This is a genomic window from Pseudarthrobacter sp. NPDC058196, assembly GCF_042882685.1.
GTDB lineage: Bacteria > Actinomycetota > Actinomycetes > Actinomycetales > Micrococcaceae > Arthrobacter.
On sequence record NZ_JBHVVN010000002.1, the window covers coordinates 316,849 to 341,524 of the forward strand.

Consider the following 24,676-nt stretch of genomic DNA (forward strand, 5'->3'; position numbering starts at 1 on the left):
TTGACAAGAATGGGAGCCAAACGTGTCTGATTCTGTTCCACTGCTGATGGACCCCATAGCGGAGGCCCGGCGTCATTGGCAAGATCGCGGGTGGGCGACGGCTGCCGAGGGCATGGCGGCGGTGACATCGATCATGCGGACGCAGCAGATTCTGTTGTCGCGCATAGAAACCGTCTTGAAGCCTCATGGGCTTACTTTCGCGAGGTTTGAACTGCTGGCCTTGCTCAGTTTTACCCGGGATGGAGCCTTGCCGATGGCTAAGGCAAGTGCACGCCTGCAGGTGCATCCAACCAGCGTCACCAACAGTGTGGACCGTCTCGAGAGGGCAGGCCTTGTCCGGCGTGCTGCTCACCCTGAAGATGGCAGGACCAGGCTGGTTGAAATCACCCCGCGGGGACGAGCCGCGGTGGAACAGGCCACCCGGGATCTCAATGACAAGGTGTTCACCGATCCCGGTTTCAGCGCCTCAGAAGTGGATGACCTGAACCAGGTGTTGGGCAGGTTTCGCTATGAAGCGGGCGACTTCGTGGAGACACGTTTCTCTATCTAGCCTTTGGGCGTGGCTCGGTCCATGTGAACACTGGTGTCTCCTTCTGTAAGAAGGCGCGAATGCCGGTTTGCGGTTCATCGCTCGCGGCCATTTGGTCCTGCCAGTAGCCGCTGATCGCCGGAACTGTTGGGCCATTGGCGGCGATTGCGTCGATGATCTGTTTTGTGGCCTGGATGGAAAGTTGAGAGCGGGTGGCGAGCCGGTGAGCGAAGTCCTGGATTTCGTTCTGGAACTGGCTTTCGGGGACGACTTTGGCGAGCATGCCGAGGTTGTGTGCTTCGGGTGCTGTGATGAAGTCGCCTGTGAGCAGCAGGTATTTGGCGGTGGCGGGTCCGGCGAGGCGGACGAGACGTTCGATGCCGGAGAGTGGGTAGATGATGCCGACCTTGGCGGGGGTGATGGCGAACGTGGCAGTGTCGGCTGCGATGCGGATATCGCAGGCTCCGGCGATCTGCCAGGCCCCGCCGATGCAGTAGCCGTCGATGGCTGCGATGGTTGGTTTGGGGAAATTTGCGAGTGCGTTTTCTCCGGCGGTGACGTGGCCGCCGTCGTGCGCTCCGCTTTCCGGATCGTGGAGTATGGCCATGAGGTCGCTGATGTCGGCGCCGGCGGAGAAGTTGCCTCCTACGCCGCGCACGACCAATACTTTGACACCCGGATCAGCGGCCAGTTTGTCGAGCAGTGGTTCGAACTGCTGCCACATGTCTCTGTTCAGTGCGTTACGGAGTCGGGGGTTGTCGATCACGATAGTCGCTACCGCACCGGAGTGTTCGACGCGCAGCGATCCTGTGATAGCCTCCGGCGCTGTCCCGGTCATGCCCCGACCTCTTCGAGGGCGGGTGTTTCCCGGACGATGCCGGAGGCAATGAGCTTCTCGATTTGCCCGGGTGTTAAGGCGAGGTCTTCGAGGATCTTGCGGGTGTCCTCGCCTAGCGCGGGAGGTGCCTTGCGGACCGGGGTGGGGTTGCCGTTGACGGAGAGCGGGCCGCGCAGCAGCGGCAGTTCGCTGCCGTCGTGCCGGTTCACGGTTCGGATCATGTCCACGGCCGCCACCTGAGGGTCGGCGAAGACCTCTGCATAGTTATAGATCGGGCCGCAGGGGATTTTCGCGGCTCGGAAGGCATCGAGCCATTCCAGGCCCGGCCGGGCGGTGAGGAGTTCCTCGAGCCGCCGTGCCAGCGCCTTGCGGTTGATGGATCGGTCCCGTCCGGTCGAGTAGTCCGGGTCCTGGGCCAGGGCCGGATCTCCGACGAGTTCGCAGAGTTGGAGCCATTGTTTATCGTTGCCGACGGAAATGATCACGGGGATGTCTGCGGTTGTGAAGACCCCGTAGGGTGCAAGGACGGGGTGGTCGTTGCCCTGGGGCACCGGGACCTCGCCGTTGCTGAGGTACCGCTGCCCCTGGAATGCGGACAGGGCGAGTGCTGATTCCAGCAGCGAAGTGGAGATGTCCAGTCCTAACCCGGTGTGGGCTCGGCCGGCTAAGGCCGAAGCGATTCCGTAGGCGGCGAAGATCCCGGTGCAGATGTCCACGATCGGCACGCCGAAGCGGACCATGTGGTCCGCGTCCTGGCCTGTCACGGACATGAGTCCGGACATGCCTTGGGCGACTTGGTCCAGGCCTGCGGCCAGGGCCAGCGGTCCGGTGGTGCCGAACCCGGTCACGGAGGCGATGATGAGTCCGGGGTTGGCGGCCCGAAGCTCCTCGGGGTCCAGGCCCATGGTGGTCAGGACTCCGGGGCGGAAGTTTTCGATCAGGACGTCGGCTTCCAGTGCCAGTTTCCGGAGCAGGTCTTTGCCTTCGGGTGTGTAGAAGTCGACGGCGACGGAGGATTTGCCGCGGTTGACCGAGTCGAAGTAGAGGCTGTGCTCGTTCTCGAATGGAGGCCAGGACCGGGACGAGTCGCCGCCCTTAATGGACTCGACCTTAATCACGGTCGCCCCCATGTCGGCAAGCAGCGCCGTGGCGTACGGGCCGGCCAGGGCGCGGCTGAGGTCCAGCACGGTCACTCCGGCCAGCGGCCCCGCCGTCGCCGTCGTTGTCGTGGTCGTTTTCGCCATGATCAGCCCCTCAGCTTGACGTTGATCTGCTTGGTCTGGGTAAACCCGGCCAGCATGCCCTCCAGGGAGACCTCACGGCCGATGCCGCTTTGCTTGTAGCCGCCGTAGGACTGGCCCACGAGCTGGCCGCCGCCCTGGTTGACTTGGACCCAGCCGGCTTCGACGCGGTGCGCGGTGTTCAGGGCGTTGTCCAGGTTGTGGCTCCACACGTAGGCCGCGAGACCGTAGTGGGAATCGTTGGCCATGGCGACCACCTCGTCGATGTCTTTCCAGCGGATGGCTGCCAGGACCGGGCCGAAGATTTCTTCCTGCGCCAGGCGGAAGTCGTTCCGGACCCCGCCGAAGACGGTGGGCAGGTGGTAGTAGCCTTCCGTTAGCGGCCCTTCGGTGGGGACGTTCCCGCCGAGGGCAACGGTCAGGCTTTTGTCGGCCCTGCCCTCGTCCAGGTAGGTGCTGATCTGGCGGTGTTGGCTGGCGTTGATGATGGCGCCCATGTCGGTTGCTTCATCGAGGGGGTCGCCGACTTTGAGTGCGCCGAGCTTGGCGACGAGGCGTTCGAGTACTTCGTCGTAGATGTCTTCGTGCAGGAACAAACGGGATCCGGCGGTGCAGCTCTGGCCCTGGCGGGTGAACCGTGACGCGGCCAAGAGTCCGTCGATCAGCTCGTCATCGACGGCGTCGGGGAACACGATGGAAGGGTTCTTGCCACCGAGTTCGAGTGACACGTGGGCCAGCCGTTCACTGGCTTGGCGCGCGACGCCGCGGCCCACATCGGTGGAGCCGGTGAAGGAGACTTTGTCGACTCCGGGGTGGGTCGACAGTGCCTGGCCGATCACGCTGCCGCGTCCGGTCAGTACGTTCAGGACGCCGGCGGGGAGGTGCCGGTTGCAGATTTCGGCCAGCAGCAGGATGGTCAGCGGCGCGTCGTCGGCGGCCTTGAGGACGACGGTGTTCCCGGCGGCAAGCGCGGCAGGGACCTTGAATCCGGCGATCATCAGAGGTGAGTTCCAGGGCAGGATGCAGGCGACGACGCCGAGGGGTTCGAGCCGGGTGTAGTGCAGCTGGTTGTCCCCGGCCGGGAGCGTGGTGCCCTTGACCTCGCCAGCGACGCCGGCGAAGTAGCGGAACAGCGCCACGAGCGTGGCAACCTCGGGGCGGGCCTGGGTGCGCAGGGCGTTGCCCGTGTCCAGGGCGGTCAACCTGGCGAACTCCTCAGCCTGTTCCTCGATGTCGTCGGCGATTTTCGCCAGTGCCCGGGCGCGTTCGGTGAAGTGGACCGAGCGCCAGCCCGGGAACGCGCGGCGTGCGGCGGAGACGGCGCGGTCGACGTCGTCTGCTCCGCCGGAGGGCACGCGGGCGATCACCTGTTCGCGGAGGGCGGGGTTCTTTACCTCGCGCCACTCGCCGGTGCGCGCCTCCGTTCGTTCGCCGTCGATCCACATCAGTTGTTCGAATCCGTCCAGGATGGCACCGGTTCGGGGGTCAACACTTACTTCGGTCATGGTTTCTCGTCTTTCAGGGTGGTGGGCCGTCGGCCGGGGCCGGAGTGCGGAGTGTCAGCGGTGGGTGAATTCCGGTGCGCGCTTGTCGATGAAGGCGGCCATACCTTCTTTCTGGTCCTCGGTGGCCCAGCAGGAGTGGTTCAGTCGGCGTTCGAACTGCACGCCGTCGGCCAATGACATCTCCTGGGAGGCGTTGACGGCCTCCTTGGCCAACAGCGCTATCGGCTTGGACATGCCCGCGATCTTTGTTGCGGTTGCAAGTGCGTCGTCCAGGAGCCCGGCGGCGGGGACGACCCGGGCGACCAGACCGGCGCGTTCGGCTTCATCTGCGCCCATGGTCCGGCCCGTGAGCACCATTTCCATGGCCTTGGACTTTCCGATGGCCCGTGTCAGCCGCTGGGAGCCGCCCATGCCCGGGATCACGCCGAGCTTGATTTCGGGCTGCCCGAACTTGGCGTTGTCCGCGGCGATGATGAAGTCGCAAATCATGGCCAGCTCGCAGCCTCCTCCGAGGGCATGGCCGGCGACGGCGGCGATCATTGGTGTCCGGACCCTGGCCAGGTCGTCCCAGCCGGCGAACCAGTTCTGGGTGTACATGTCCATGTAACTACGGCATGCCATTTCCTTGATGTCCGCCCCTGCGGCGAAGGCCCGGTCCGAGCCGGTAATGATAATGGCCCCGATGCTGGGGTCGATATCGAAGGCGAGGGCTGCCACGAGCAAATCGTTGCACAGTTGTGCGTTGAGTGCGTTGAGGGCTTCGGGACGGTTGAGGGTGATGACGCCGACGCGTCCTTCCTGTTTGACCAGGATGGTCTGGTAATCGCTCATGCCATTGTCTCCACGCTTGCGTTGGCCCGGATTTCGGTGATGATGCCGGAGAAGTCACGGTTTGCGCCCTCGCCCTCGGCGAATTGCCGGTAGATTTCCTCCGCGAGGGAGCCGAGCCGGGCCTGGACGCCGGTTGATTCGAGGGCCTGGACAGCCAGGCCGAGGTCCTTGGCCATCAGCGCCCCGGCGAAGCCTGGCTGGTAGTCGCGGTTCGCGGGGCTGGCCGGAACCGGGCCGGGGACAGGGCAGTTGGTGGTCAGGGCCCAGCATTGGCCGGAGGCGGCCGAGGCGACGTCGAACAGTGCCTGGTTGGAGAGACCCAGCTTCTCGCCCAGGACGAAGGCCTCCGACACGGCGATCATGGAGATGCCCAGGATCATGTTGTTGCAGACCTTTGCGGCTTGCCCGGCGCCGGGTCCGCCGCAGTGCACGATCCGGCCGCCCATGGCGGCCAGGATCGGCTCGGCGTCGGCGAAGTCTTCGGCGCTGCCGCCGGCCATGAAGGTCAGGGTGCCGTTCGTCGCCCCGGTCACGCCGCCGGAGACGGGGGCGTCCAGGCTGCGGTGCCCGGCCGCGGCGGCCATTTCGTGGGCGGCCTGTGCATCCTCCACCGCGATTGTGGAGCACTCCAGGAAGAGAGTTCCCGGGCTGGTGACGGCCAAGAGACCGTCCTTGCCCTGGTATGCCCCAAGCACGTGGCGTCCTGCCGGAAGCATGGTGATGACGACGTCGGCTCCCGCCGCGGCTGCCGCGGCGGAGTCGGCCACGTCGATGCCCGACTTCCGGGCGTGGTCCAGAGCATCCGGTGCAAGGTCGAAACCGGACACACTGTGGCCGGCTTTGACCAGGTTCGCGGCCATCGGGCCACCCATGTGTCCCAGTCCAACAAAAGCTATTTTCTTACCCATTGGAATCCTTTTAGTTGTGCGGCCTGAGCTCGGGGTGTGGCTCAGGGTGTCGGGGTGCTTTTGCGCGAAACCGTTACGGGCAGCCGCAATTCACGAGCGCCCAGGTCGGCAAAATAGGCGGCTACGTCAGCGGCCGACACAGCTCCCAGCGTGTCCGGCGACCAGCGCGGGCGCCGGTCCTTGGCGACCACCTGCGCTCTGATCCCCTCGGCGAGGTCCGGGGCGGCAAAACAGCGCAGGGCGACCCGGTATTCCTGCTCCAGGGTCTCCTCCAGGCTGCCCGTCGTTCGGGCGCGCCGCAGTGATTCCAGCGTCACCTTCAGCGCAGTCGGCGACTTTGCCAGGATGGACTCGGCAGCGGCCCGGGCGGCAGGCACTTTCGAGGCCCGAAGTGATGAGAGGATCTCTTCGACTGAGTCAAAGGAGTAGCAGGTATCGATCCAGGACCGCTCTGCGGCCAGTGCTTCCCCTGCGAGGTAGTTCCCCGCAAAGGGCTTGACAGCATCTGCAGCTCCCTCCAGAGCCAACGCCCTGGTCAGGTCGGGAAGTGTGCTGCTGTCCAAGAAATAGTCCGCAAAGCCCATCGCGATGGCATCGGGGCCGGAAAAAGTTCCGGCGGTGAGGGCAGCATGCGTACCCATTTCACCGGGTGCGCGGGAGAGCAGATAGGTTCCGCCGACGTCGGGAACGAACCCGATGCCGGTCTCCGGCATCCCGACCCTCGTCCGCTCGGTCACCACGCGCAGCGAGCCATGGGCCGAGACCCCGACGCCTCCGCCGAGCACCAGGCCGTCCATGACCGCGACATAGGGTTTCGGGTAGTTCGCGATCCGGGCGTTGAGCCGGTACTGATCGGCCCAGAAGCGTTCGCTAGCGGTCCCGTGGTTCATCGCGTCACGGTGGATCGCGACGATGTCACCGCCGGCGCACAGGCCCCGTTCCCCCGCCCCGGTCAGCAGCACCGTTGCGACGCCGTCGTCGTGCTCCCAGTCGTCCAAGGTGGCGGCGATCCGGGTCACCATGTTGTGCGTCAGGGCGTTAAGGGCCTTAGGCCGGTTCAGGATGATGTGTCCCAGGTGGCCGTCGCGGCGCACCAGGATCTCGTCGTTGTCCATGAGTGGTTCCACGGTCAGGACCCCGCCACGATGCGGCCGACCACCATACGCATGATCTCGTTGCTGCCCTCGAGGATCTGGTGGACCCGCAAGTCCCTGGCGATCTTTTCCAGACCGTACTCGGACAGGTAACCGTAACCGCCGTGGAGCTGGATGGCTTTGTCGGCGACACTGAACCCGGCATCTGTAGCGACCTGCTTGGCCATCGCGCAGAGCTTCACCGTATCGGGTGTTCCTCTGTCCAGGGCGTCCGCTGCCCGCCAGAGCAGCGTTCGCGCGGTTACGAGCTCAGTCTCCATGTCAGCGATTTGGAAAAGCAGTGATTGCTGGTTGATCAGCGGGCCGCCGAACGCCTGGCGTTCTTTCAAATAAGCCACGGACTTATCCAAGGCCGTCTGCCCGCCGCCGAGGGAGCAGGCCCCCATGTTAATCCTGCCGCCGTTGAGGCCCTTCATGGCGATGGCGAAGCCGCTGCCTTCCTCGCCGAGGCGGTTGGCAACCGGAACCCTGACGTTTTCGAGAACAACCTGGCGGGTCGGCTGGGCGTTCCAGCCCATCTTTTTCTCGTTCGCGCCGAAAGACAGGCCCGGCGCGTCGGCAGGCACCACGATGGCGGTGATGCCGCGGTTTCCGGTGTCGGCGGTGCGGGCCATCACAATGTAGTAGCTCGAGGCCCCAGCCCCGGAGATGAACTGTTTGACCCCGTTCAGCACGTAGTCCCCGCCGTCGCGCACGGCCTTGGTGCTCAGCGCCGCAGCATCCGAACCGGCGCCCGGTTCGGTCAGGCAGTAGCTGCCCAATGCTTCCATGGACGCAAGCTGCGGCACCCACTGTGCGCGCTGCTCATCGTTGCCGAACGAATCAATCATCCACACCACCATGTTGTGGATGGAGATGTAAGCGGCGATCGTGGGATCGGCCTTGGCCAGTTCCTCAAAGATCAGCACCGCATCGCTACGCGTCAGTGCAGAACCGCCGAACTCCTCCCGGACATAGATCCCGCCCATCCCCAACGCGCCAGCCTCTGCCAGCACGTCCACAGGGAAGTGCTTGGTCTCGTCCCACTTCGCGGCGTTCGGGGCCAGGGCCTCGTTGGCGAAGTCTCGCACCATCGCAACCAGCGCCTGCTGGTCCTCGTTAAGTTCAAACATGGTGTGTCCTGTCGAAGATGTGAATTCTAATTTCAATATAGTAGGAAGTCCTAGTTATTACTAGGACTTCCTACTATGTGTTTTGGGGATCCTGCGCTACGGCCCGCCAGGGCCGGCTGCCTCCCGCGGCTACTTGCTGACTTTGCCGGTCAGTGAGGCGACGGGCCGCAGGAACAGCGGCCGGGCAAGGAACCAGGCGGCGACCATGACGGCAAGGGCGGCGGCGAAGATCCAGAACCCGGTCCACCCAGCACCGTCGTTGGAGGCGTACATGTGGTTCAAGTTGTGCAGTACGCCGGTGGTGAAGACGAGTGTCACGTGCACGAGGACGAAGCCGACGAAGTAAAGCATGACGGGGAAGTGTATGGCCCGGGCCAGCTCGACCGGGTAGATCCGGTTCAGAGTGGTGACATTCTTCGGCCAGGCACCGCTCATCCGCAGGCCGGTAGCCAGCGCCAAGGGCGCGGCAATAAAGACAATGGAGAAGTAAGCCAGCACCTGCAACGAGTTGTAGTTGACCCAGCCGTTTTCGGTGGGCCAGCTCAGAGAGGCGTACTGGATCGCGGTGGACAGGGCGTTGGGTAGGATTTCCCAGCTGGTCGGGACGATCCGCATCCACTGGCCGGTGGCGAACAACAGGATGACGAAGGTGATGCCGTTGAGAACCCACAGCGCGTCCAGGGTCAGATGGAACCACAGGTTCAGGCTGATTTTGACCGGTTTTCCCTTGGTCCGGATCAGTCCGGTGTTGTTCCGGGTCCAATGCTCCTTGGGCTTGGCCGTGGTCCGTACCAGCCAGCCGGAACGGATGATCAGCACGAGGAAGAACGCGTTGAGGAAATGTTGCCAGCCCAGCCAGGCAGGCAGTCCCACGGGTGCCGTCCCGGGCAGTTCGGCCTGTCCCGGGTACGTGCTCAGGAAATCCTGAACGGCCGGGAGCGTCCGCAGCCATTGAGCGCTGAGCACCACCGCCGCCAGCGCGAGCACGGCTATGGTGACCGCGGCGGCCAGTCTTGCCCTCTTGTTCCCGGGCTTGGTTGGCTTTTTGTTGATGGTCGTCGGCATGACGGGTTGCCCCTTCCTGAGTGCTGGTCCCGGTTACTGGTTGGCCCAGGGAAAGGCCGAACAGCGGCGTTAGTTGGTGCGGGCTTCGATGGCTTCGATCAGCTGGGGCACCACGGTGAACACGTCGCCGACGATCCCGAAGTCGGCGACGTCGAAGATGGGGGCGTCCTCGTCCTTGTTGATGGCCACGATGGTTTTGGCGGTCTGCATGCCCGCCCGGTGCTGGATGGCCCCGGAAATCCCCAGCGCCACGTACAGCTGCGGGGACACGGTAATGCCGGTCTGGCCGACCTGGGAGCTTTGTTCGATGTAGCCGGCGTCCACCGCGGCCCGGGAGGCGCCGACTGCTGCGCCGAGCGCGTCGGCGAGCCGCTCGACGAGCACGAAGTTCTCCCTCGAGCCCAGGCCGCGGCCACCGGAAACCACGGTGGCCGCCCCGCGCAGCGCCGGCCGGCCCGAACCGGTTCCCGCGGGGTGCACCGCGTCGATCCTGGCGGCGTTTCCGTCTTCGACGTCCAGTGCCACGGTCGTGACCGAGGGGGTTGCCGAGGCGGCCCGCTCATCCAGGGCGCCCTGGCGCAGGGTGATGACCGCCGGGCCGGACTGCAAGGTTGCCTTAACGGTGTAGGCGCCGCCGAAGACCGAGTGAACGCCGACGGCGGACCCGTCCCCGGCCGCCCTGACGTCCACGACGTCGGCCAGCAGCCCGGCGCCGGTGCGGACCGCGAACCGGGCCGCGGCCTCGCGGCTTTCGACCGAGTTCGCCACGATGACGGCGGACGGTGTTAGCGCCCGGGCCGCGGAGCTGAGCGCTTCGACCTGGGCGGCCGCCAGCAGCCGGCCCACGTGTGCACTTTCCGCGAGATATACCTGCTGCGCGCCGAGGGTCCCGAGCTGCGCGACCAGGGCGGCGCCCTCTCCGGGCTGCGTGGCCACGACGGCCACGGGCGTGCCGAGCTTGGCGGCCGCTGCAATCAGGGCCGGTGCGCTGGTGGCGATGGCGCCCGTGGGGGTGATTTCAATCAGGGCCAGTACGTTGGTCATGTCAATCTCCTCGGGTCAGACCAGGCGGCCGGCGACCAGGAACTCGGCGAGTTCGTGGGCCGCGGTTCCGTCGTCGACGATTTTTTTGCCGGCAGTGCGTGCCGGTCGCTCGGAAAGGGTGAGCACCGTTGAGGCGCCGCCCGCTACGGGGTCCAGACCCAGGTCCGCAAGTGACAGGGTGACCAGGGGCTTGCGCTTGGCTGTCATGATGCCCTTGAAGTTCGGGAACCGGGCCTCGGCGGCCCGCTCGGTCACCGACACGATGGCCGGCAGGGTCGCGCTCACGGCCAGACTGCCGGCCTCCACGCTGACCTCCCCGGCCACCGTGCCCGCGGTAAGCGTCACGGTGTTCAGTGAGGAAAGCAGCGGCAGCCCGAGGTGCTCGGCCACCATGGCCGGCACCACCCCGCCGCGGCCGTCGGTCGATTCGTTGCCGGCGACAACCAGGTCAAAGCCGGTGCGCTGCACGGCAGCGGCCAGGACGGCGGCCGTCATGGCAATGTCGGCACCTTCCAGGCGGTCGTCCACCACGTGCACCGCGGAGTCCGCCCCCATGGACAGCGCCTTGCGCAGAGCTTGCGCCGCGGAGGCCGGACCCACTGTCAGCACCACGACCTCGCTGCCCTTGTTGCCATCCTTATAACGCAGCGCCACCTCGAGGGCACGCTCGTTGATTTCGTCGGCGACGCTCTCGCTGGCGTCGCGGTCCAGCCGCCCCGTCGCGGGGTCGAGCCTGCGCTCCTCCTCGGTGTCGGGCACCTGCTTCACCAGAACAATGATCTTCACGGTACTTTCCTCCTGCTGCGAATACTTCGAATAAATAGGCTAGGACCAATTTACTAGGAGTTCCTAGTAAATACTAGGAGTTCCTAGTATTTGTGTCATGCGAACCTATGAGCTGCGGGCCCGACCTGCTCTTCCGGCCGCTCGCGCCGCTGCGGGCCGTCAGTCGGGGATCAGCTGATCATGGTGCGGAAGGCGGCGTGTTGCCAGGAAGTGCCCGGACTGGTGGAGCTGCGCGGCCGCACCACCAGTGCGCGGGCGGGTATGTCCGCACACGGCGCTTTGGCGGCAAAGCCGACCAAATCAGTCATTGAGAGGCCGCTCCAACCACTCATGCCGGTAATGGAGCAGATATTCGTGTCTGTAGTGCAGTCCAATCCATGCGGATGCAGCAAAGCCGTCAATATCGAAGGAGTGAAGCGGTGCAGGTGCTTCCACTGTATGCTCGTTCCCATTGGATGTGGCTGGTTCGACCACCTTACGGGCCTGCCTGTTAGCCGGTAACGGGTGCCTGTGCATGAACACCTCCGTCTCGTGAGTGTTGTCTGTTAGAAGGAGCGGAGGATGTCTTCGACGCGGGTTTTGGCGTCGCCGAAGAGCATTTGGGAGTTGTCGCGGTAGAAGAGGGGGTTTTGGACGCCGGCGTAGCCGGCGGCCATGGATCGTTTGAACACGATGACGTTTTCGGCTTCCCAGACGCGGAGGACGGGCATGCCGGCGATGGGGCTGCCGGGGTCTTCGGCGGCGGAGGGGTTGACGGTGTCGTTGGCGCCGATGACGAGGACCACGGAGGTGCCGTTCAGGTCGTCGTTGATTTCGTCCATTTCCAGGACGATGTCGTAGGGGACTTTGGCTTCGGCGAGGAGCACGTTCATGTGTCCGGGCAGGCGCCCGGCGACGGGGTGGATGCCGAACCGGACGTTCACGCCCTTCTCGCGGAGCTGGTGGGCGAGTTCGGCGACGGGGTACTGGGCCTGGGCCACGGCCATGCCGTAGCCGGGGGTGATGACCACGGACGAGGCGTTGGTCAGCATCTCGGCGGTGGCCTGCGCGGTGATTTCGCGGTGCTCGCCCTGCTCTCCGGCGTCACTGGTGGTAGGGGCGGCGATGCCGAAGCCGCCGGCGATCACGGAGATGAAGGACCGGTTCATGGCCCTGCACATGATGTAGGACAGGTACGCACCCGAGGAGCCGACCAGGGCGCCGGTGATGATGAGCAGGTCGTTGTTCAGCAGGAAGCCTGCCGCGGCTGCGGCCCAGCCGGAGTAGCTGTTGAGCATGGACACGACCACGGGCATGTCGCCGCCGCCGATGGAGGCGACCAGGTGCCAGCCCAGCCCCAGGGCAAGGAGGGTTACAACGATCAGGAGCCAGAGCTGGGAGTCGTTGACGTACCAGACGGTCAGGGCGACGAACGCGGCCAGCGCCCCGAGGTTGATCGCGTTCTTGCCCGGCAGCATCAGCGGTGAGGATTTCATCCGGGCGGAGAGTTTCAGGAATGCCACGATCGAGCCGGTGAAGGTCACCGCGCCGATGAACACGCCGATGAACACCTCAGCATGATGAACAGCCAGAAGGTCGCCGGACAGGGCGGGGGCTTCGAGGTGGCCGTTCCAACCGACCAGGACCGCGGCGAGGCCCACGAAGCTGTGCAGCAGGGCAATGAGCTCGGGCATGCCGGTCATTTCGACCACCCGGGCGCGCCAGAGCCCGATGGCACCGCCGACGAGGACCGCGGCCAGGAGCAGGACCAGGCCGGTCAGGCCCGCGCCGGTGCCCCAGGCCTCCTGCAGGGTCAGCCAGATTGTCGCGGCGAGGGCGATGATCATCCCGGTGATGCCGTAGATGACCCCGGCGCGGGCTTTCTCGTGTTTGCTCAGGCCGGCGAGGCTGAGGATGAACAGCAGGGCCGCGACGATGTACGCCGCTCCGGCGATGGCGTCGGCGGTCAATGGACCGGAGACGGTGTCAGACACGGTAAGGCTCCTCGATAGAATTCCTGCTGCTTGGGTGGCGGCGTTCATGACCGTGCCTTTCCGGCGGAGAACATGGCGAGCATGCGCCGGGTGACGGCGAAGCCGCCAAAGATGTTGATGCTGGCCAGCAGGACAGCGACGGCAGCGAGGACCTGCATGATGATGTTGTCGGAGGTGACCTGCAGCAGTGCCCCGACGACGATGATCCCCGAGATCGCGTTCGTGACAGACATCAGCGGGGTGTGCAGGGCGTGATGGACCTTCCCGATGACATAGAACCCGACCACGATCGAGAGCATCAGGACCGTGAAGTGCTGCGGCAGCGGCGCCGGCGCCACCGTATTGACGACAAACAGAGCAGCGATGCCCGCGGCAAAAAGACCGGCCTTGCCGGCCGGGCTGAAGCCGTCCTTCTTCTTTGGCGCGGTGCTTTCAGCGGCCGGGGCCTGGGCGGTGGCCGCGGGTGCGGCGGAGACCTGGACCGGTGGCGGGGGCCAGGTCTTCTCACCCTCCCGGACCACCGTCACGGAACGCTGGACGACGTCGTCGAAATCGATCCGCAGGACCCCGTCTTTTTCCGGGGTGAGGAGCTTGAGCAGGTTCACCATGTTTGTCCCGTACAGCTGGGACGCCTGCGCCGGCAAACGGGCCGGCAAATCCGTGTAACCCAGGATCACCACACCGTTGTCCGTGACTATGCGTTCGCCGGCGACAGAGCCTTCGACGTTCCCGCCCTGCCCGGCAGCCATGTCCACGATGACGCTGCCGGACTTCATCGCCGCAACGTCCTCGGCCGTGAGGAGCCTCGGTGCCGGACGGCCGGGGATCAGGGCCGTGGTGATGATGATGTCCACATCCGCTGCCTGCTCGGAGTAGATCTCCGCAGCCCGGGCGTTATACGCATCCGACGTCGCCTTCGCGTACCCGTCGGAAGACTTCATCTCCTCGGCGACCTCTACTTTGAGGTAGGTCCCGCCGATCGACTTCACTTGGTCGGCGACCTCAGGCCGCGGGTCCGTCGCCCGAACAATCGCACCAAGGCTGCTCGCGGCACCGATCGCCGCCAACCCGGCGACACCGGCCCCAGCGACCAGGACCTTCGCCGGCGGAACCTTGCCCGCCGCCGTGACCTGGCCCGTGAAGAACCGGCCGAACTCGTGCGCGGCCTCAATCACAGCCCGGTAGCCCGCGATGTTCGCCATCGAACTGAGCACATCCATCGACTGCGCCCGGGAAATCCGCGGCACCGCATCCAGCGCCAGCGCCGTGATCGGCCGCGCCGCCAACGCCTCCACCAGCTCAGGCCGCAATCCAGGGCTCAACGACCCGATCAGCGTCGCGCCGTCGGTGAGACGGTCGATCTCATCCTCGGTGGGCGGATTGATCCGCAACACCACCTCACTGCCCCACGCCTCATCAGCACCCACAACCAGGGCACCCGCTTCGGCATAAGCATCGTCACGGAAGGATGCGGGCTCCCCGGCGCCTTTTTCGACCACGACCTCGTACCCCAACTCGAGCAGCTGAGTAACGGTGGTGGGCGTTGCCGCCACTCTTGTCTCTTGGCCTAATTCGGCCACGATTCCAATACGTGTCACTTTGCTCTTTCCTTTAGCCAACGTGCTGGTCGCGATATTGCCACCGGCGCGATAAGAGTGGTTCATTTTGGGCAGCCCTTGTGCCATGCCCTGCAGGGTGGTGTGGGGGATCAGCCCACCGTGCGGTCGCGTATTTGGGCGGGCCGGTTGCGGGCTGTGTTGCTTGATTGCAGGTCGAACTAGCTGTGTTTACTCGTCCCGGCCGGTGTGGGAGAGCTGCATGGGTAACCGACCCTATTTTCTGGGCGCATAGCCCTGGCGCTGATGACAAAATCGAGAACGACTGTCCGGTCGTTGGTGTCCATGGCGAGCTTGATGGCGTGGTCAATGTCCTCTGGATTGCTGACTCGGACAGCCATCGCGCCGTACGCCTCGGCTAGTTTGACCAGGTCGGGTTCCGGGCCTGCGGGAGATGTCGTGCCTTGTGTGGACATGCTGGTATTGAAAATTGCCACCTTGATGGGGATGTTGTTAAGGGTGCAGGTGGCGAGTTCCTGGTTGGTCATTTGAAAGTATCTGTCGTTGTCGATGGCCCATACTGCGCGATCGGGTTCGGCGACTTTGGCGCCCATCGCGGCGGGGACGCCATAGCCCGGGGTGCTTGAGTTCAACCAGGAATTCGGGCGGTTGCATTGCAGGCTCTGCGCGGCCATTGTGTGGTGGTAGCCGGCTCCCATGGCAAAGACTGCTTCGGTCCCGGTAAGCGCGCTGATCCTGGCGAAGACGTAGTCTGGGTTCAGCAGGCCGTTGTCCGGGTCGCGGCCACCATCCCGGAGATCGTGGCCGTCAGTGTTTTGAAGCGGCATCTTCCCGAGGCCAGCGGAGGGGGCATGCGCGTCAGTGCCGGAGAATGCCTCCGCAAGGGCGTGCAGGACGTCTTTGGCATCACCGACGATGGATACGTCTGCCTTATGAATCCTGCCAACTTCTGCGGGGTCAATGTCTGCATGTATGAGTTTTGCCGTGTGCGCGAAGCGTTCTGGGCTGCTCGAGGACGTCATTGCATTCAGGCTTGTTCCAATGGCAATGATGAGGTCAGCTTCCTGAAGCATGATCCGTGCCGAGGCATGACCGTAAGGGCCTGTAACACCCAGGTGGCGTTCGTGCGCTTCGGGGAACGCTCCGCGCCCTTTTGGCGTTGTGACCACAGGCAGGTCAATTGATTCCACGAACTGGCGGAGTTCGGCCGTGGCGGCTGCCTTGACTACACCACCCCCAATGAACAACAGGGGCCGCGTTGCCTCACGGATGTGCTGCACTGCCAAGGAGATTTGGCGGCGGCTGGCATGTGTCGTTGATCGGTATCCAGGTAGTTTGGATTGGGCTGGCCACTGGAAGGTGACGGGTGCCTGCTGGGCATCCTTGGTGATGTCGACCAGGACGGGTCCGGGCCTTCCTGTCGACGCGATCAGGTGTGCTTTGGCGATTGTGGGGGCTATGTCTTCCGCTGCAGTTACCAGGAAGGAATGCTTAGTGATGGGCGTCGTCATTCCTAGGATGTCTGCCTCTTGAAACGCGTCGGTACCCATGAGCGCCGAGGACACCTGTCCGGTAATGATGAGCATCGGGACGGAATTGAAGTAGGCGTCCGCGACTGCCGTGATGAGGTTCGTTGCTCCTGGTCCGCTTGTTGCTACCGCAACGCCGACCCGGCCGGAAGCTGCAGCGTAGCCCTCAGCTGCATGGCCGGCCCCCTGCTCATGCCTGGTCAAGATGTTGCGCACGGTGCGCGAATCCATGAGGGCGTCGTAGAGCGGTATGACATTGCCCCCGGGTATGCCGAATATGGCAGAAATGCCCAGCTCCTCGAGGCTCCAGACAATGGCTTTCGCACCGGTTGTGATGGCGCCGTTCCGAATGCTGCAGGCCGAGGAGGGACCTTCTGGGCCTGCCCAAGTATTCAGGGGGACGCCTGCATGCCGTGGCAGGAACGTGGTTACGTCAGCGGCAATCATCGTTGTCATTCCGCGACGTCGAGTGCGGCGCGGATGATGCTGTCGACGTCAATGCCGTGGTAGCGGTACACATCGTCGATGTCCCCGGATTGACCGAACTGGCTTACGCCGAGATTCCTGCTCTTCACCTGGTTGACATTGGCTAAGAAGGCCAGCGTGTGCGGGTGTCCGTCGAGCACGGTGATCATCGGCACGGCGCGCTCGGGCGGCAGGATCTGATCCAGAATCCAGGTCTCTGCGTTTTCCTTCTGACCATTCCTGCTCTGCAGGGCTTCGTAAAGCAGCCCTGGAGATGTCACGCACACCACGTCAACGGGTCTGCCCTGGGCCCCGAGGCGGTCGGCGGCGGCAATCGCATCGGGCACCAGTGCGCCCATGGTGACGATGGTCGCGCTGGGGTTCTTAACGGTCCGCAGCAGGTAGCCGCCGGCCACGACTTGGCGACGTCGACGCTCCCGGGCGGCCGGATCCTCGGGGATTTCGGCCAGTTGCTGATCAACGGGCTTGGTGGAGAGCCTGAGGTAAGCAGACTTGCCGCCGGGGCGGCCCATTTGCGCCATGGCGGCCAGCAGTGTCCACTCGGCTTCGAGGGCGAACGCAGGTTCGTAGCTGATGCAGCCTGGCTGTTCAAGCCCGATGGAGGGCGTTTTGATTGATTGGTGTGCCCCGCCCTCCGGGGCGAGGGTAACCCCTGAGGGGGTCCCCACCAGGATCGATTGCCCGCCTGCGTAAATGCCGTAGGACCAGGGTTCCAGGGCGCGCTCCACGAAGGGGTCATAGAGTACGCCGATCGGGAACAGGGGCTGGCCCCAACGGCTCCAGGTTGCGCCGAGTTCGCTGATCAGTCCTACGAGGTTGACCTCTGCTATGCCGAGCTCGATGTGTTGGCCCGTGGGATTTTCCCGCCAGTGCATGACCGTTTCCGAGTCGTCGCTGAACCAGTTCTGGCGCTCTTCAACGGACCAGACACCCACTTTGTTGACCCACCCGGCGAGGTTAGTGCTTGAGCTTACGTCGGGGCTGACTGTTACCACGCGGCGGGCAACGTCGGGGGCGGCGCGTTTAATGTCGAGCAGAGCACGTCCGAGGGCAGCCTGGGTGGTGGCTGTGCCCGAGGGGGTCCTGCCGAGATCGGTAGGGACCTGTGGCGGTGCGACGGGCACCTCGGCATCTCGCTGGAGTACTTCTGCCGTATTGAAGATCAGCCTTCCCTCCGCAGTCGAGGAGTCGAAGCGGTTCCAGGGAGCGTCGGCGTTTTCACCGAATCGTTCTGCAAGCTCCCGGTACTGGCCGGCCGTGAGCAGGGAGGAGTGGTTTTGCGGATGGCCCTCTGTCGGCAGCCCGTTGCCCTTCACCGTGTAGGCGATGATGACTGTGGGTCTGGAATCATCGATCTGGGCATAGGCATCGCGCAGCGCAGCCAGATCGTGGCCGCCGAGGTTCCTGATGGCGCGGAACAGTGTGTGGTCGTCCACTGTTGAGATCAGATCGGTGATGGCGTCTCGTCCTGCGCCGGCACCTGGAATACGGTCGCGCAGTTCCGGGGCAGAGCAGCGCAGCAGGCGCTGGTATTCGGGGTTTGACATGTTAACGATGCGCTGGCGCAGTGCATCTCCTCCGGGGCGGCCCATGAGGCTTTCCAGCAAGTGCCCGAACCGGACGGTGATCACCTGCCAGCCGGCTGCGGCGAAGAGGCGCTCGATCTTTCCAGCCGCGATATTTGGCACGACCCGGTCCAGCGATTGCCGGTTGAGATCGACGATCCAGACGATTTCGCCGAGCTCCGCCACGCTAGAATCCAGGACGGCCTCCCAGATGGCACCTTCGTCCAGTTCGGCGTCACCGACGAGCGAATACTGCCGCCCGCGATTGGGGGTTCCGCTGACGGTCTCGGTGTAGCGCCGTGAGATGGCACCCCAAATGGGGGCTGTGGCGCCGATGCCGACCGAGCCGGTGGAGTAGTCAACCGGGTCCGGGTCTTTCGAACGGCTGGGGTAGCTTTGCAGCCCCCCGAACTCACGCAGCGTAGTGAGGTACTTTTCGTCCAGGCAGCCCAGGAGGTAATTGATCGAATGCAGCACGGGTGAGGCATGTGGCTTGACGGAAACACGGTCTTCGGGGCGGAGCTGGCCAAACCACAGGGAGGTCATGATTGTGGCAATGGAGGCGCTGGAGGCCTGGTGTCCTCCGACTTTGATGCCTGAAACGTTGGGGCGAACCCGGTTGGCGTGGTGGATCACGGAAGTCGCCAGCCACAGGACACGCTGTTCGATAGCGGCGAGCGTATCGAGATATGGGTCGTCATATCCGGGAGTAGCGGAGGCTGTGCGTTCCTCGCTTGCGGGAATCTGGTTCATGTGTGGCGCCTTAGGAAGTGGAGTGGATGGCTTGACGGGCGTGATTCCCGACGCTGGGATGGTGGCCGTAAGCGGGGCAGAAGGCTCTTGTGAAGCCGGCATCAGCGGCGGGTGGAAGGTGTTTCCTGCGGCACCCTGCGCCATGGTGCTGCGAATCTGTTATTAATTCGAGCATCAATTCTCATAATGCGCAAGCCATGCGATGTATTATGAGCATAATGCGCAAATAGCGTAGCTGGATGATTGAGGAAGGTGTTCATATTGAGCATGCAACGAAGGGCCGATGCCATCGACGCAGCGCTGCTGCGCGCGTTGATTGATGATCCTGATGCCACTAATATCGCCGTGGCAGAGGCCACAGGTCTTGCGCGAAACACCGTGCGTTCGCGTCTTAGCCGGTATGCCGAGGAACAGACGCTGCGGACGTTCGAGCGCCGGATTGACCCGGCGTTTCTGGGATATCCCTTGAGCGCCTATGTGGTTACTAAAGTCACCCAGCGCAAGCTGACCTCTGTCAGCCAGGCGCTCGGCGACATTCCGGAGGTCATCGAGGTCCAGGGGCTCAGCGGTCTCAATGACTTACTGGTCTATGTCGTTGCCCGCGACGCCGACGATCTGTACCGTGTGGCCGGACGTATCCTTGCGACCGACGGGGTAAAGCGCACGAACACCGGACTCGTCATGCGTGAATTGGTGAGCTATCGGATCTCGCAGCTGATAGGTGCACCTGATTCGCGGGGCGAATGACGAGGGAAGGGGGCACGGTATGCCCCTTTAGCAGGCCATGGCCGAGTTGGGGACGCATGCCCGGATCTCGTCGCCGGCACATATGCTGATGAACTCCCGCCTGTCCGACCCGTCAGCAGCCAGCCATAGGCCTGATTCATCGGGCATCACGGCATCTACCAGGCCCCGTCGATGGAGCCGCCCATGCAGCCAGATTTCGACTGCCGTTCCGCGGAGTGTGGGCCACTGATGCGGTTGAACATTGAGTGTCCATTCTTTCGGGGACATGGATGATCCTCCTTCCTTTCAGATGCGGTCGAGCTCGTGACGCGGCTGGCCACGAAGATCGGTGTAGAAGTCGGAGTGTCGAAGCCGATGAGGTGGTAGTTGGGGCCGGCAGGGTAGTCGAGATTGGGTTGATGTCCCTTGCCTCGTCCAAGCCGTTCCGATTTATTCGACTTGGGCCAGAACAGGTCCCGGCAGAAGATGGCACTCGACGATGTCTTCCCGGAGAGTTCTGTAAGCCCGTTCACTGGCACGTATCTAGAGGCGTTAGTCCCTTGAGGTGCTGCACCAATAACTCATGCCTGTAGTGGAGCAAGAACTCATGGCGGTAATGAAGACCAACCCAGGGGGATGCAGAAAACTCGTCGATGTTGATTGGTTGCCGGGGTGCTGGCGTTTCCTCTGCACAGGGATTTCCCTTCAGCACGCCCGAGAGCTTTGCCTTCTGAACCGCGACATTGTGGAGGATATGACGTATGGGCATGGTCTCTTCTCTCGTTAGAAGACGCGGAGGATGTCTTCGACGCGTTGTTTGGCGTCGCCGAAGAGCATTTGGGAGTTGTCGCGGTAGAAGAGGGGGTTTTGGACTCCTGCGTAGCCGGCGGCCATGGAGCGTTTGAACACGATGACGTTTTCGGCTTCCCATACTTTGAGGACTGGCATGCCCGCGATGGGACTGCCTGGGTCTTCGGCGGCGGCGGGGTTGACGGTGTCATTCGCGCCGATGACGAGGACCACGGAGGTGTCGCCGAGGTCGTCGTTGATTTCGTCCATTTCCAGGACGATGTCGTACGGGACTTTGGCTTCGGCGAGGAGGACGTTCATGTGTCCTGGGAGGCGTCCTGCGACCGGGTGGATGCCGAACCTGACGTTCACACCCTTCTCGCGGAGCTGGTGGGCGAGTTCAGCAACGGGGTACTGTGCTTGGGCTACGGCCATGCCGTAGCCGGGGGTGATGACGACGGACGAGGCGTTGGCCAGCAGTTCCGCGGTTGCTTCGGCGGTGATCTCGCGGTGCTCGCCCTGGTCTGCATCTCCGCCGGTGGTGGGCGCGGCGATGCCGAAGCCGCCGGCGATCACGGAGATGAAGGACCGGTTCATGGCCCTGCACATGATGTAGGACAGGTACGCACCCGAGGAGCCGACCAGGGCGCCGGTGATGATGAGCAGGTCGTTGTTCAGCAGGAAGCCTGCCGCGGCTGCGGCCCAGCCGGAGTAGCTGTTGAGCATGGACACGACCACGGGCATGTCGCCGCCGCCGATGGAGGCGACCAGGTGCCAGCCCAGCCCCAGGGCAAGGAGGGTTACAACGATCAGGAGCCAGAGCTGGGAGTCGTTGACGTACCAGACGGTCAGGGCGACGAACGCGGCCAGCGCCCCGAGGTTGATCGCGTTCTTGCCCGGCAGCATCAGCGGTGAGGATTTCATCCGGGCGGAGAGTTTCAGGAATGCCACGATCGAGCCGGTGAAGGTCACCGCGCCGATGAACACGCCGATGAACACCTCAGCATGATGAACAGCCAGAAGGTCGCCGGACAGGGCGGGGGCTTCGAGGTGGCCGTTCCAACCGACCAGGACCGCGGCGAGGCCCACGAAGCTGTGCAGCAGGGCAATGAGCTCGGGCATGCCGGTCATTTCGACCACCCGGGCGCGCCAGAGCCCGATGGCACCGCCGACGAGGACCGCGGCCAGGAGCAGGACCAGGCCGGTCAGGCCCGCGCCGGTGCCCCAGGCCTCCTGCAGGGTCAGCCAGATTGTCGCGGCGAGGGCGATGATCATCCCGGTGATGCCGTAGATGACCCCGGCGCGGGCTTTCTCGTGTTTGCTCAGGCCGGCGAGGCTGAGGATGAACAGCAGGGCCGCGACGATGTACGCCGCTCCGGCGATGGCGTCGGCGGTCAATGGACCGGAGACGGTGTCAGACACGGTAAGGCTCCTCGATAGAATTCCTGCTGCTTGGGTGGCGGCGTTCATGACCGTGCCTTTCCGGCGGAGAACATGGCGAGCATGCGCCGGGTGACGGCGAAGCCGCCAAAGATGTTGATGCTGGCCAGCAGGACAGCGACGGCAGCGAGGACCTGCATGATGATGTTGTCGGAGGTGACCTGCAGCAGTGCCCCGACGACGATGATCCCCGAGATCGCGTTCGTGACAGACATCAGCGGGGTGTGCAGGGCGTGATGGACCTTCCCGATGACATAGAACCCGACCACGATCGAGAGCATCAGGACCGTGAAGTGCTGCGGCAGCGGCGCCGGCGCCACCGTATTGACGACAAACAGAGCAGCGATGCCCGCGGCAAAAAGACCGGCCTTGCCGGCCGGGCTGAAGCCGTCCTTCTTCTTTGGCGCGGTGCTTTCAGCGGCCGGGGCCTGGGCGGTGGCCGCGGGTGCGGCGGAGACCTGGACCGGTGGCGGGGGCCAGGTCTTCTCACCCTCCCGGACCACCGTCACGGAACGCTGGACGACGTCGTCGAAATCGATCCGCAGGACCCCGTCTTTTTCCGGGGTGAGGAGCTTGAGCAGGTTCACCATGTTTGTCCCGTACAGCTGGGACGCCTGCGCCGGCAAACGGGCCGGCAAATCCGTGTAACCCAGGATCACCACACCGTTGTCCGTGACTATGCGTTCGCCGGCGACAGAGCCTTCGACGTTCCCGCCCTGCCCGGCAGCCATGTCCACGATGACGCTGCCGGACTTCATCGCCGCAACGTCCTCGGCCGTGAGGAGCCTCGGTGCCGGACGGCCGGGGATCAGGGCCGTGGTGATGATGATGTCCACATCCGCTGCCTGCTCGGAGTAGATCTCCGCAGCCCGGGCGTTATACGCATCCGACGTCGCCTTCGCGTACCCGTCGGAAGACTTCATCTCCTCGGCGACCTCTACTTTGAGGTAGGTCCCGCCGATCGACTTCACTTGGTCGGCGACCTCAGGCCGCGGGTCCGTCGCCCGAACAATCGCACCAAGGCTGCTCGCGGCACCGATCGCCGCCAACCCGGCGACACCGGCCCCAGCGACCAGGACCTTCGCCGGCGGAACCTTGCCCGCCGCCGTGACCTGGCCCGTGAAGAACCGGCCGAACTCGTGCGCGGCCTCAATCACAGCCCGGTAGCCCGCGATGTTCGCCATCGAACTGAGCACATCCATCGACTGCGCCCGGGAAATCCGCGGCACCGCATCCAGCGCCAGCGCCGTGATCGGCCGCGCCGCCAACGCCTCCACCAGCTCAGGCCGCAGAGCAGGGCTCAACGAGCCAATGAGGGTCGCTCCCGCGGCAAGCCGGCTAATCTCTTCTTCAGTGGGCGGATTGATCCGCAGCACCACCTCAGACCCCCACGCCTCATCAGCACCCACAACCAGGGCACCAGCGGCAGTGTAGTCCTCATCACGGAAAGACGCCGATTCCCCCGCTCCCTTCTCTACCACAACCTCGTACCCCAACCCCAACAACTGCTTCACAGTCACAGGCGTCGCTGCCACCCTCGTCTCGCGACCTAACTCGGCCACAACGCCAATCCGTGTCACTTTGCTCTTTCCTTTAGCCAACAACCGGCTCTGGCAGATATCCACTGCCCAGTCGCTCGGTACCGATTCATTTCTTCAAAAAACTATTTAGCGGGCGTGGACCAGTCGATGACTCTCTCAGTGTCTTCGGAATGTCATCAGTCTGAGACCCAGAGTAGGGTTCCACTCGGTGCCGGACCGACCTACATGAGTGAGTGGCGGTGAATGGAGCCAGCGTCCAGTGATAGCCGTCCAGCAGCGACGTGGGTCTGTCAGCTAGATGCTCCGGGCACGGTCGAGTTCGTAGATGAGTCCGAACGGAACGTCTGGTGAAAGTGCCACTGAGAAATGGTCAAAATCGTGCCGGGTCACGAGGACTCCGCGGGTCCGGTCTGTGGAGGCATGGCTACGAGCGGCTGCAACGGCGGCATCCAGCTTTTCGTCCACTTCGGCCTTGTACTCGACTCGGATTTCTGCCAAGACTTGCATCTTCCTTTTGTTACCTCTCGAAATCGTTCGAATGTGATTTGGTGGTGATGCGGCGAACTTCTCCGCAATTGCGAAGCCACCTCCGCTCGGACCGCCGGTCACGCAAATCGCCACGTCAGCCCCCGAGCTGGGGCTCTTGCCGCTCTTGCTCTTGCCAACGCAAGGACCCCGAACTGCACCGATTCGAGTTCTTCACTGAAGCGCCGGAAGACCGGGATCGGCCAGCATACGACGCATGCCTGTCGCGGCCCTTTGCTTTTGCATCCAACACGTGTCCAGTTAACGGCGGTCGATCAGTTCACCTACGACGCCGACCTGGAATAGGCCGAGCTGCTCGCCGCTCATCTCAAACGCATCGATAAGCAGGTCATGGCCACGTCACGCTGCAGGTACGCCCCCGTGATCAACGGGTTGATGTGTCTTCGCGGCATCCAGGGTAACCACCGCGTTCGGCCTGGCAGTCGAGATCGGTGACTGGACCCGGTTCACCGGATCCTCCATCGGCTCCTACCTCGGCCTTGTTCCCATCGAACAGTCTTCCGGCCAGTCCCGAGGTCAGGGCCCGATCACTAAAGCCGGCAGCACCATGCCCGTAAACTGCTGATCGAAGCCGCCTGGCATCACCTCCGACCGTTCGCCCGCCCCGGCCTCAGGATGCTGCACCAACCGGATCTGGTCGACCCGGCAACCCGGATCCGCGCGCTCGAAGGGAACCACCGGCTGCACCGTGGGAGCATTTCGATGCCCGGAAGCAGAAGTCCGTCAAAGCCAACACGG

Annotated in this window: 22 protein-coding genes and 1 pseudogene; 3 read left to right on the top strand and 20 right to left on the bottom strand. The window is 64.0% G+C overall.

Annotation, left to right across the window (positions count from 1 at the left end):
• The first annotated feature begins 46 nt into the window (after window positions 1-46).
• Window positions 47-550, top strand: coding sequence for a MarR family winged helix-turn-helix transcriptional regulator (locus ACFVVC_RS04185; protein ID WP_387449854.1), 504 nt, complete (start codon window positions 47-49; stop codon window positions 548-550).
• Here the strand turns inward: ACFVVC_RS04185 and ACFVVC_RS04190 are convergent.
• From ACFVVC_RS04190 to ACFVVC_RS04260, 15 genes are all read right to left on the bottom strand, one after another.
• Window positions 543-1,367, bottom strand: coding sequence for an enoyl-CoA hydratase/isomerase family protein (locus tag ACFVVC_RS04190; RefSeq protein WP_387449547.1), 825 nt, complete (start codon window positions 1,365-1,367; stop codon window positions 543-545). The two genes, ACFVVC_RS04185 and ACFVVC_RS04190, sit on opposite strands and share 8 nt — an antisense overlap.
• On the bottom strand, window positions 1,364-2,611 hold the full coding sequence (locus ACFVVC_RS04195; RefSeq protein ID WP_387449549.1) for a CaiB/BaiF CoA transferase family protein: 1,248 nt from the start codon (window positions 2,609-2,611) through the stop codon (window positions 1,364-1,366). Before ACFVVC_RS04195 ends, ACFVVC_RS04190 begins: the two co-directional genes overlap by 4 nt.
• Before the next feature lie 2 nt (window positions 2,612-2,613).
• A complete protein-coding gene (locus ACFVVC_RS04200; protein WP_387449551.1) occupies window positions 2,614-4,113 on the bottom strand; it encodes an aldehyde dehydrogenase family protein in 1,500 nt (499 codons plus the stop codon).
• 54 nt (window positions 4,114-4,167) lie between these two features.
• Window positions 4,168-4,944 carry an enoyl-CoA hydratase gene (locus ACFVVC_RS04205; protein WP_387449553.1) on the bottom strand — a complete coding sequence of 259 codons (777 nt, stop codon included), beginning with the start codon at window positions 4,942-4,944 and terminating at the stop codon, window positions 4,168-4,170.
• Window positions 4,941-5,852: a 3-hydroxyisobutyrate dehydrogenase gene (gene mmsB, locus ACFVVC_RS04210; RefSeq protein ID WP_387449555.1), complete on the bottom strand. Its 912-nt coding sequence runs from the start codon at window positions 5,850-5,852 to the stop codon at window positions 4,941-4,943. Before mmsB ends, ACFVVC_RS04205 begins: the two co-directional genes overlap by 4 nt.
• A gap of 41 nt (window positions 5,853-5,893) precedes the next feature.
• A complete protein-coding gene (locus ACFVVC_RS04215) occupies window positions 5,894-6,967 on the bottom strand; it encodes an enoyl-CoA hydratase/isomerase family protein (protein WP_387449557.1) in 1,074 nt (357 codons plus the stop codon).
• A gap of 14 nt (window positions 6,968-6,981) precedes the next feature.
• Window positions 6,982-8,118, bottom strand: a complete 1,137-nt coding sequence (locus ACFVVC_RS04220) for an acyl-CoA dehydrogenase family protein (protein ID WP_387449559.1) — start codon at window positions 8,116-8,118, stop codon at window positions 6,982-6,984.
• A 129-nt stretch (window positions 8,119-8,247) separates the two neighbouring features.
• Window positions 8,248-9,183 carry a cytochrome b/b6 domain-containing protein gene (locus ACFVVC_RS04225; protein ID WP_387449561.1) on the bottom strand — a complete coding sequence of 312 codons (936 nt, stop codon included), beginning with the start codon at window positions 9,181-9,183 and terminating at the stop codon, window positions 8,248-8,250.
• 69 nt (window positions 9,184-9,252) lie between these two features.
• Window positions 9,253-10,227 (bottom strand): electron transfer flavoprotein subunit alpha/FixB family protein, encoded by a 975-nt coding sequence (locus ACFVVC_RS04230; protein WP_387449563.1) that lies wholly within the window; start codon window positions 10,225-10,227, stop codon window positions 9,253-9,255.
• Between the two features lie 15 nt (window positions 10,228-10,242).
• Window positions 10,243-11,013: an electron transfer flavoprotein subunit beta/FixA family protein gene (locus tag ACFVVC_RS04235; protein WP_387449565.1), complete on the bottom strand. Its 771-nt coding sequence runs from the start codon at window positions 11,011-11,013 to the stop codon at window positions 10,243-10,245.
• A 170-nt stretch (window positions 11,014-11,183) separates the two neighbouring features.
• The gene (locus tag ACFVVC_RS04240) at window positions 11,184-11,321 is read right to left on the bottom strand and encodes a hypothetical protein (RefSeq protein ID WP_387449567.1); all 138 of its coding nucleotides are present in this window, start codon (window positions 11,319-11,321) and stop codon (window positions 11,184-11,186) included.
• Between the two features lie 237 nt (window positions 11,322-11,558).
• On the bottom strand, window positions 11,559-13,034 hold the full coding sequence (gene pntB, locus ACFVVC_RS04245) for a Re/Si-specific NAD(P)(+) transhydrogenase subunit beta (protein WP_387449569.1): 1,476 nt from the start codon (window positions 13,032-13,034) through the stop codon (window positions 11,559-11,561).
• Complete coding sequence (locus tag ACFVVC_RS04250) at window positions 13,031-14,584, bottom strand: Re/Si-specific NAD(P)(+) transhydrogenase subunit alpha (protein WP_387449571.1); 1,554 nt, start codon at window positions 14,582-14,584, stop codon at window positions 13,031-13,033. Before ACFVVC_RS04250 ends, pntB (ACFVVC_RS04245) begins: the two co-directional genes overlap by 4 nt.
• Window positions 14,585-14,763: 179 nt before the next feature.
• A complete protein-coding gene (locus tag ACFVVC_RS04255) occupies window positions 14,764-16,548 on the bottom strand; it encodes a thiamine pyrophosphate-binding protein (RefSeq protein WP_387449573.1) in 1,785 nt (594 codons plus the stop codon).
• A complete protein-coding gene (locus tag ACFVVC_RS04260; protein WP_387449575.1) occupies window positions 16,545-18,896 on the bottom strand; it encodes a pyruvate dehydrogenase in 2,352 nt (783 codons plus the stop codon). The genes ACFVVC_RS04255 and ACFVVC_RS04260 overlap by 4 nt, the downstream gene beginning before the upstream one ends.
• A gap of 267 nt (window positions 18,897-19,163) precedes the next feature.
• Here ACFVVC_RS04260 and ACFVVC_RS04265 point away from each other — a divergent pair, with 267 nt between their 5' ends.
• Window positions 19,164-19,643 (top strand): Lrp/AsnC family transcriptional regulator, encoded by a 480-nt coding sequence (locus ACFVVC_RS04265; protein ID WP_387449856.1) that lies wholly within the window; start codon window positions 19,164-19,166, stop codon window positions 19,641-19,643.
• Between the two features lie 290 nt (window positions 19,644-19,933).
• On the opposite strand, the pseudogene ACFVVC_RS04270 reads toward ACFVVC_RS04265, so the two are convergent.
• The 4 genes and pseudogenes from ACFVVC_RS04270 to ACFVVC_RS04285 form a co-directional block, all read right to left on the bottom strand.
• A pseudogene (locus ACFVVC_RS04270) lies at window positions 19,934-20,044 on the bottom strand (hypothetical protein); the annotation flags it as partial.
• Between the two features lie 361 nt (window positions 20,045-20,405).
• Window positions 20,406-21,881: a Re/Si-specific NAD(P)(+) transhydrogenase subunit beta gene (gene pntB / locus ACFVVC_RS04275; protein ID WP_387449577.1), complete on the bottom strand. Its 1,476-nt coding sequence runs from the start codon at window positions 21,879-21,881 to the stop codon at window positions 20,406-20,408.
• A complete protein-coding gene (locus ACFVVC_RS04280) occupies window positions 21,878-23,431 on the bottom strand; it encodes a Re/Si-specific NAD(P)(+) transhydrogenase subunit alpha (protein ID WP_387449579.1) in 1,554 nt (517 codons plus the stop codon). Before ACFVVC_RS04280 ends, pntB (ACFVVC_RS04275) begins: the two co-directional genes overlap by 4 nt.
• Before the next feature lie 255 nt (window positions 23,432-23,686).
• Window positions 23,687-23,890, bottom strand: coding sequence for a hypothetical protein (locus ACFVVC_RS04285; RefSeq protein ID WP_387449581.1), 204 nt, complete (start codon window positions 23,888-23,890; stop codon window positions 23,687-23,689).
• A 508-nt stretch (window positions 23,891-24,398) separates the two neighbouring features.
• Here ACFVVC_RS04285 and ACFVVC_RS04290 point away from each other — a divergent pair.
• A complete protein-coding gene (locus ACFVVC_RS04290) occupies window positions 24,399-24,503 on the top strand; it encodes a transposase (protein WP_387449858.1) in 105 nt (34 codons plus the stop codon).
• On the opposite strand, the gene ACFVVC_RS04295 is transcribed toward ACFVVC_RS04290, so the two are convergent.
• A complete protein-coding gene (locus ACFVVC_RS04295) occupies window positions 24,455-24,616 on the bottom strand; it encodes a hypothetical protein (RefSeq protein WP_387449583.1) in 162 nt (53 codons plus the stop codon). The two genes, ACFVVC_RS04290 and ACFVVC_RS04295, sit on opposite strands and share 49 nt — an antisense overlap.
• Window positions 24,617-24,676: the final 60 nt, after the last annotated feature.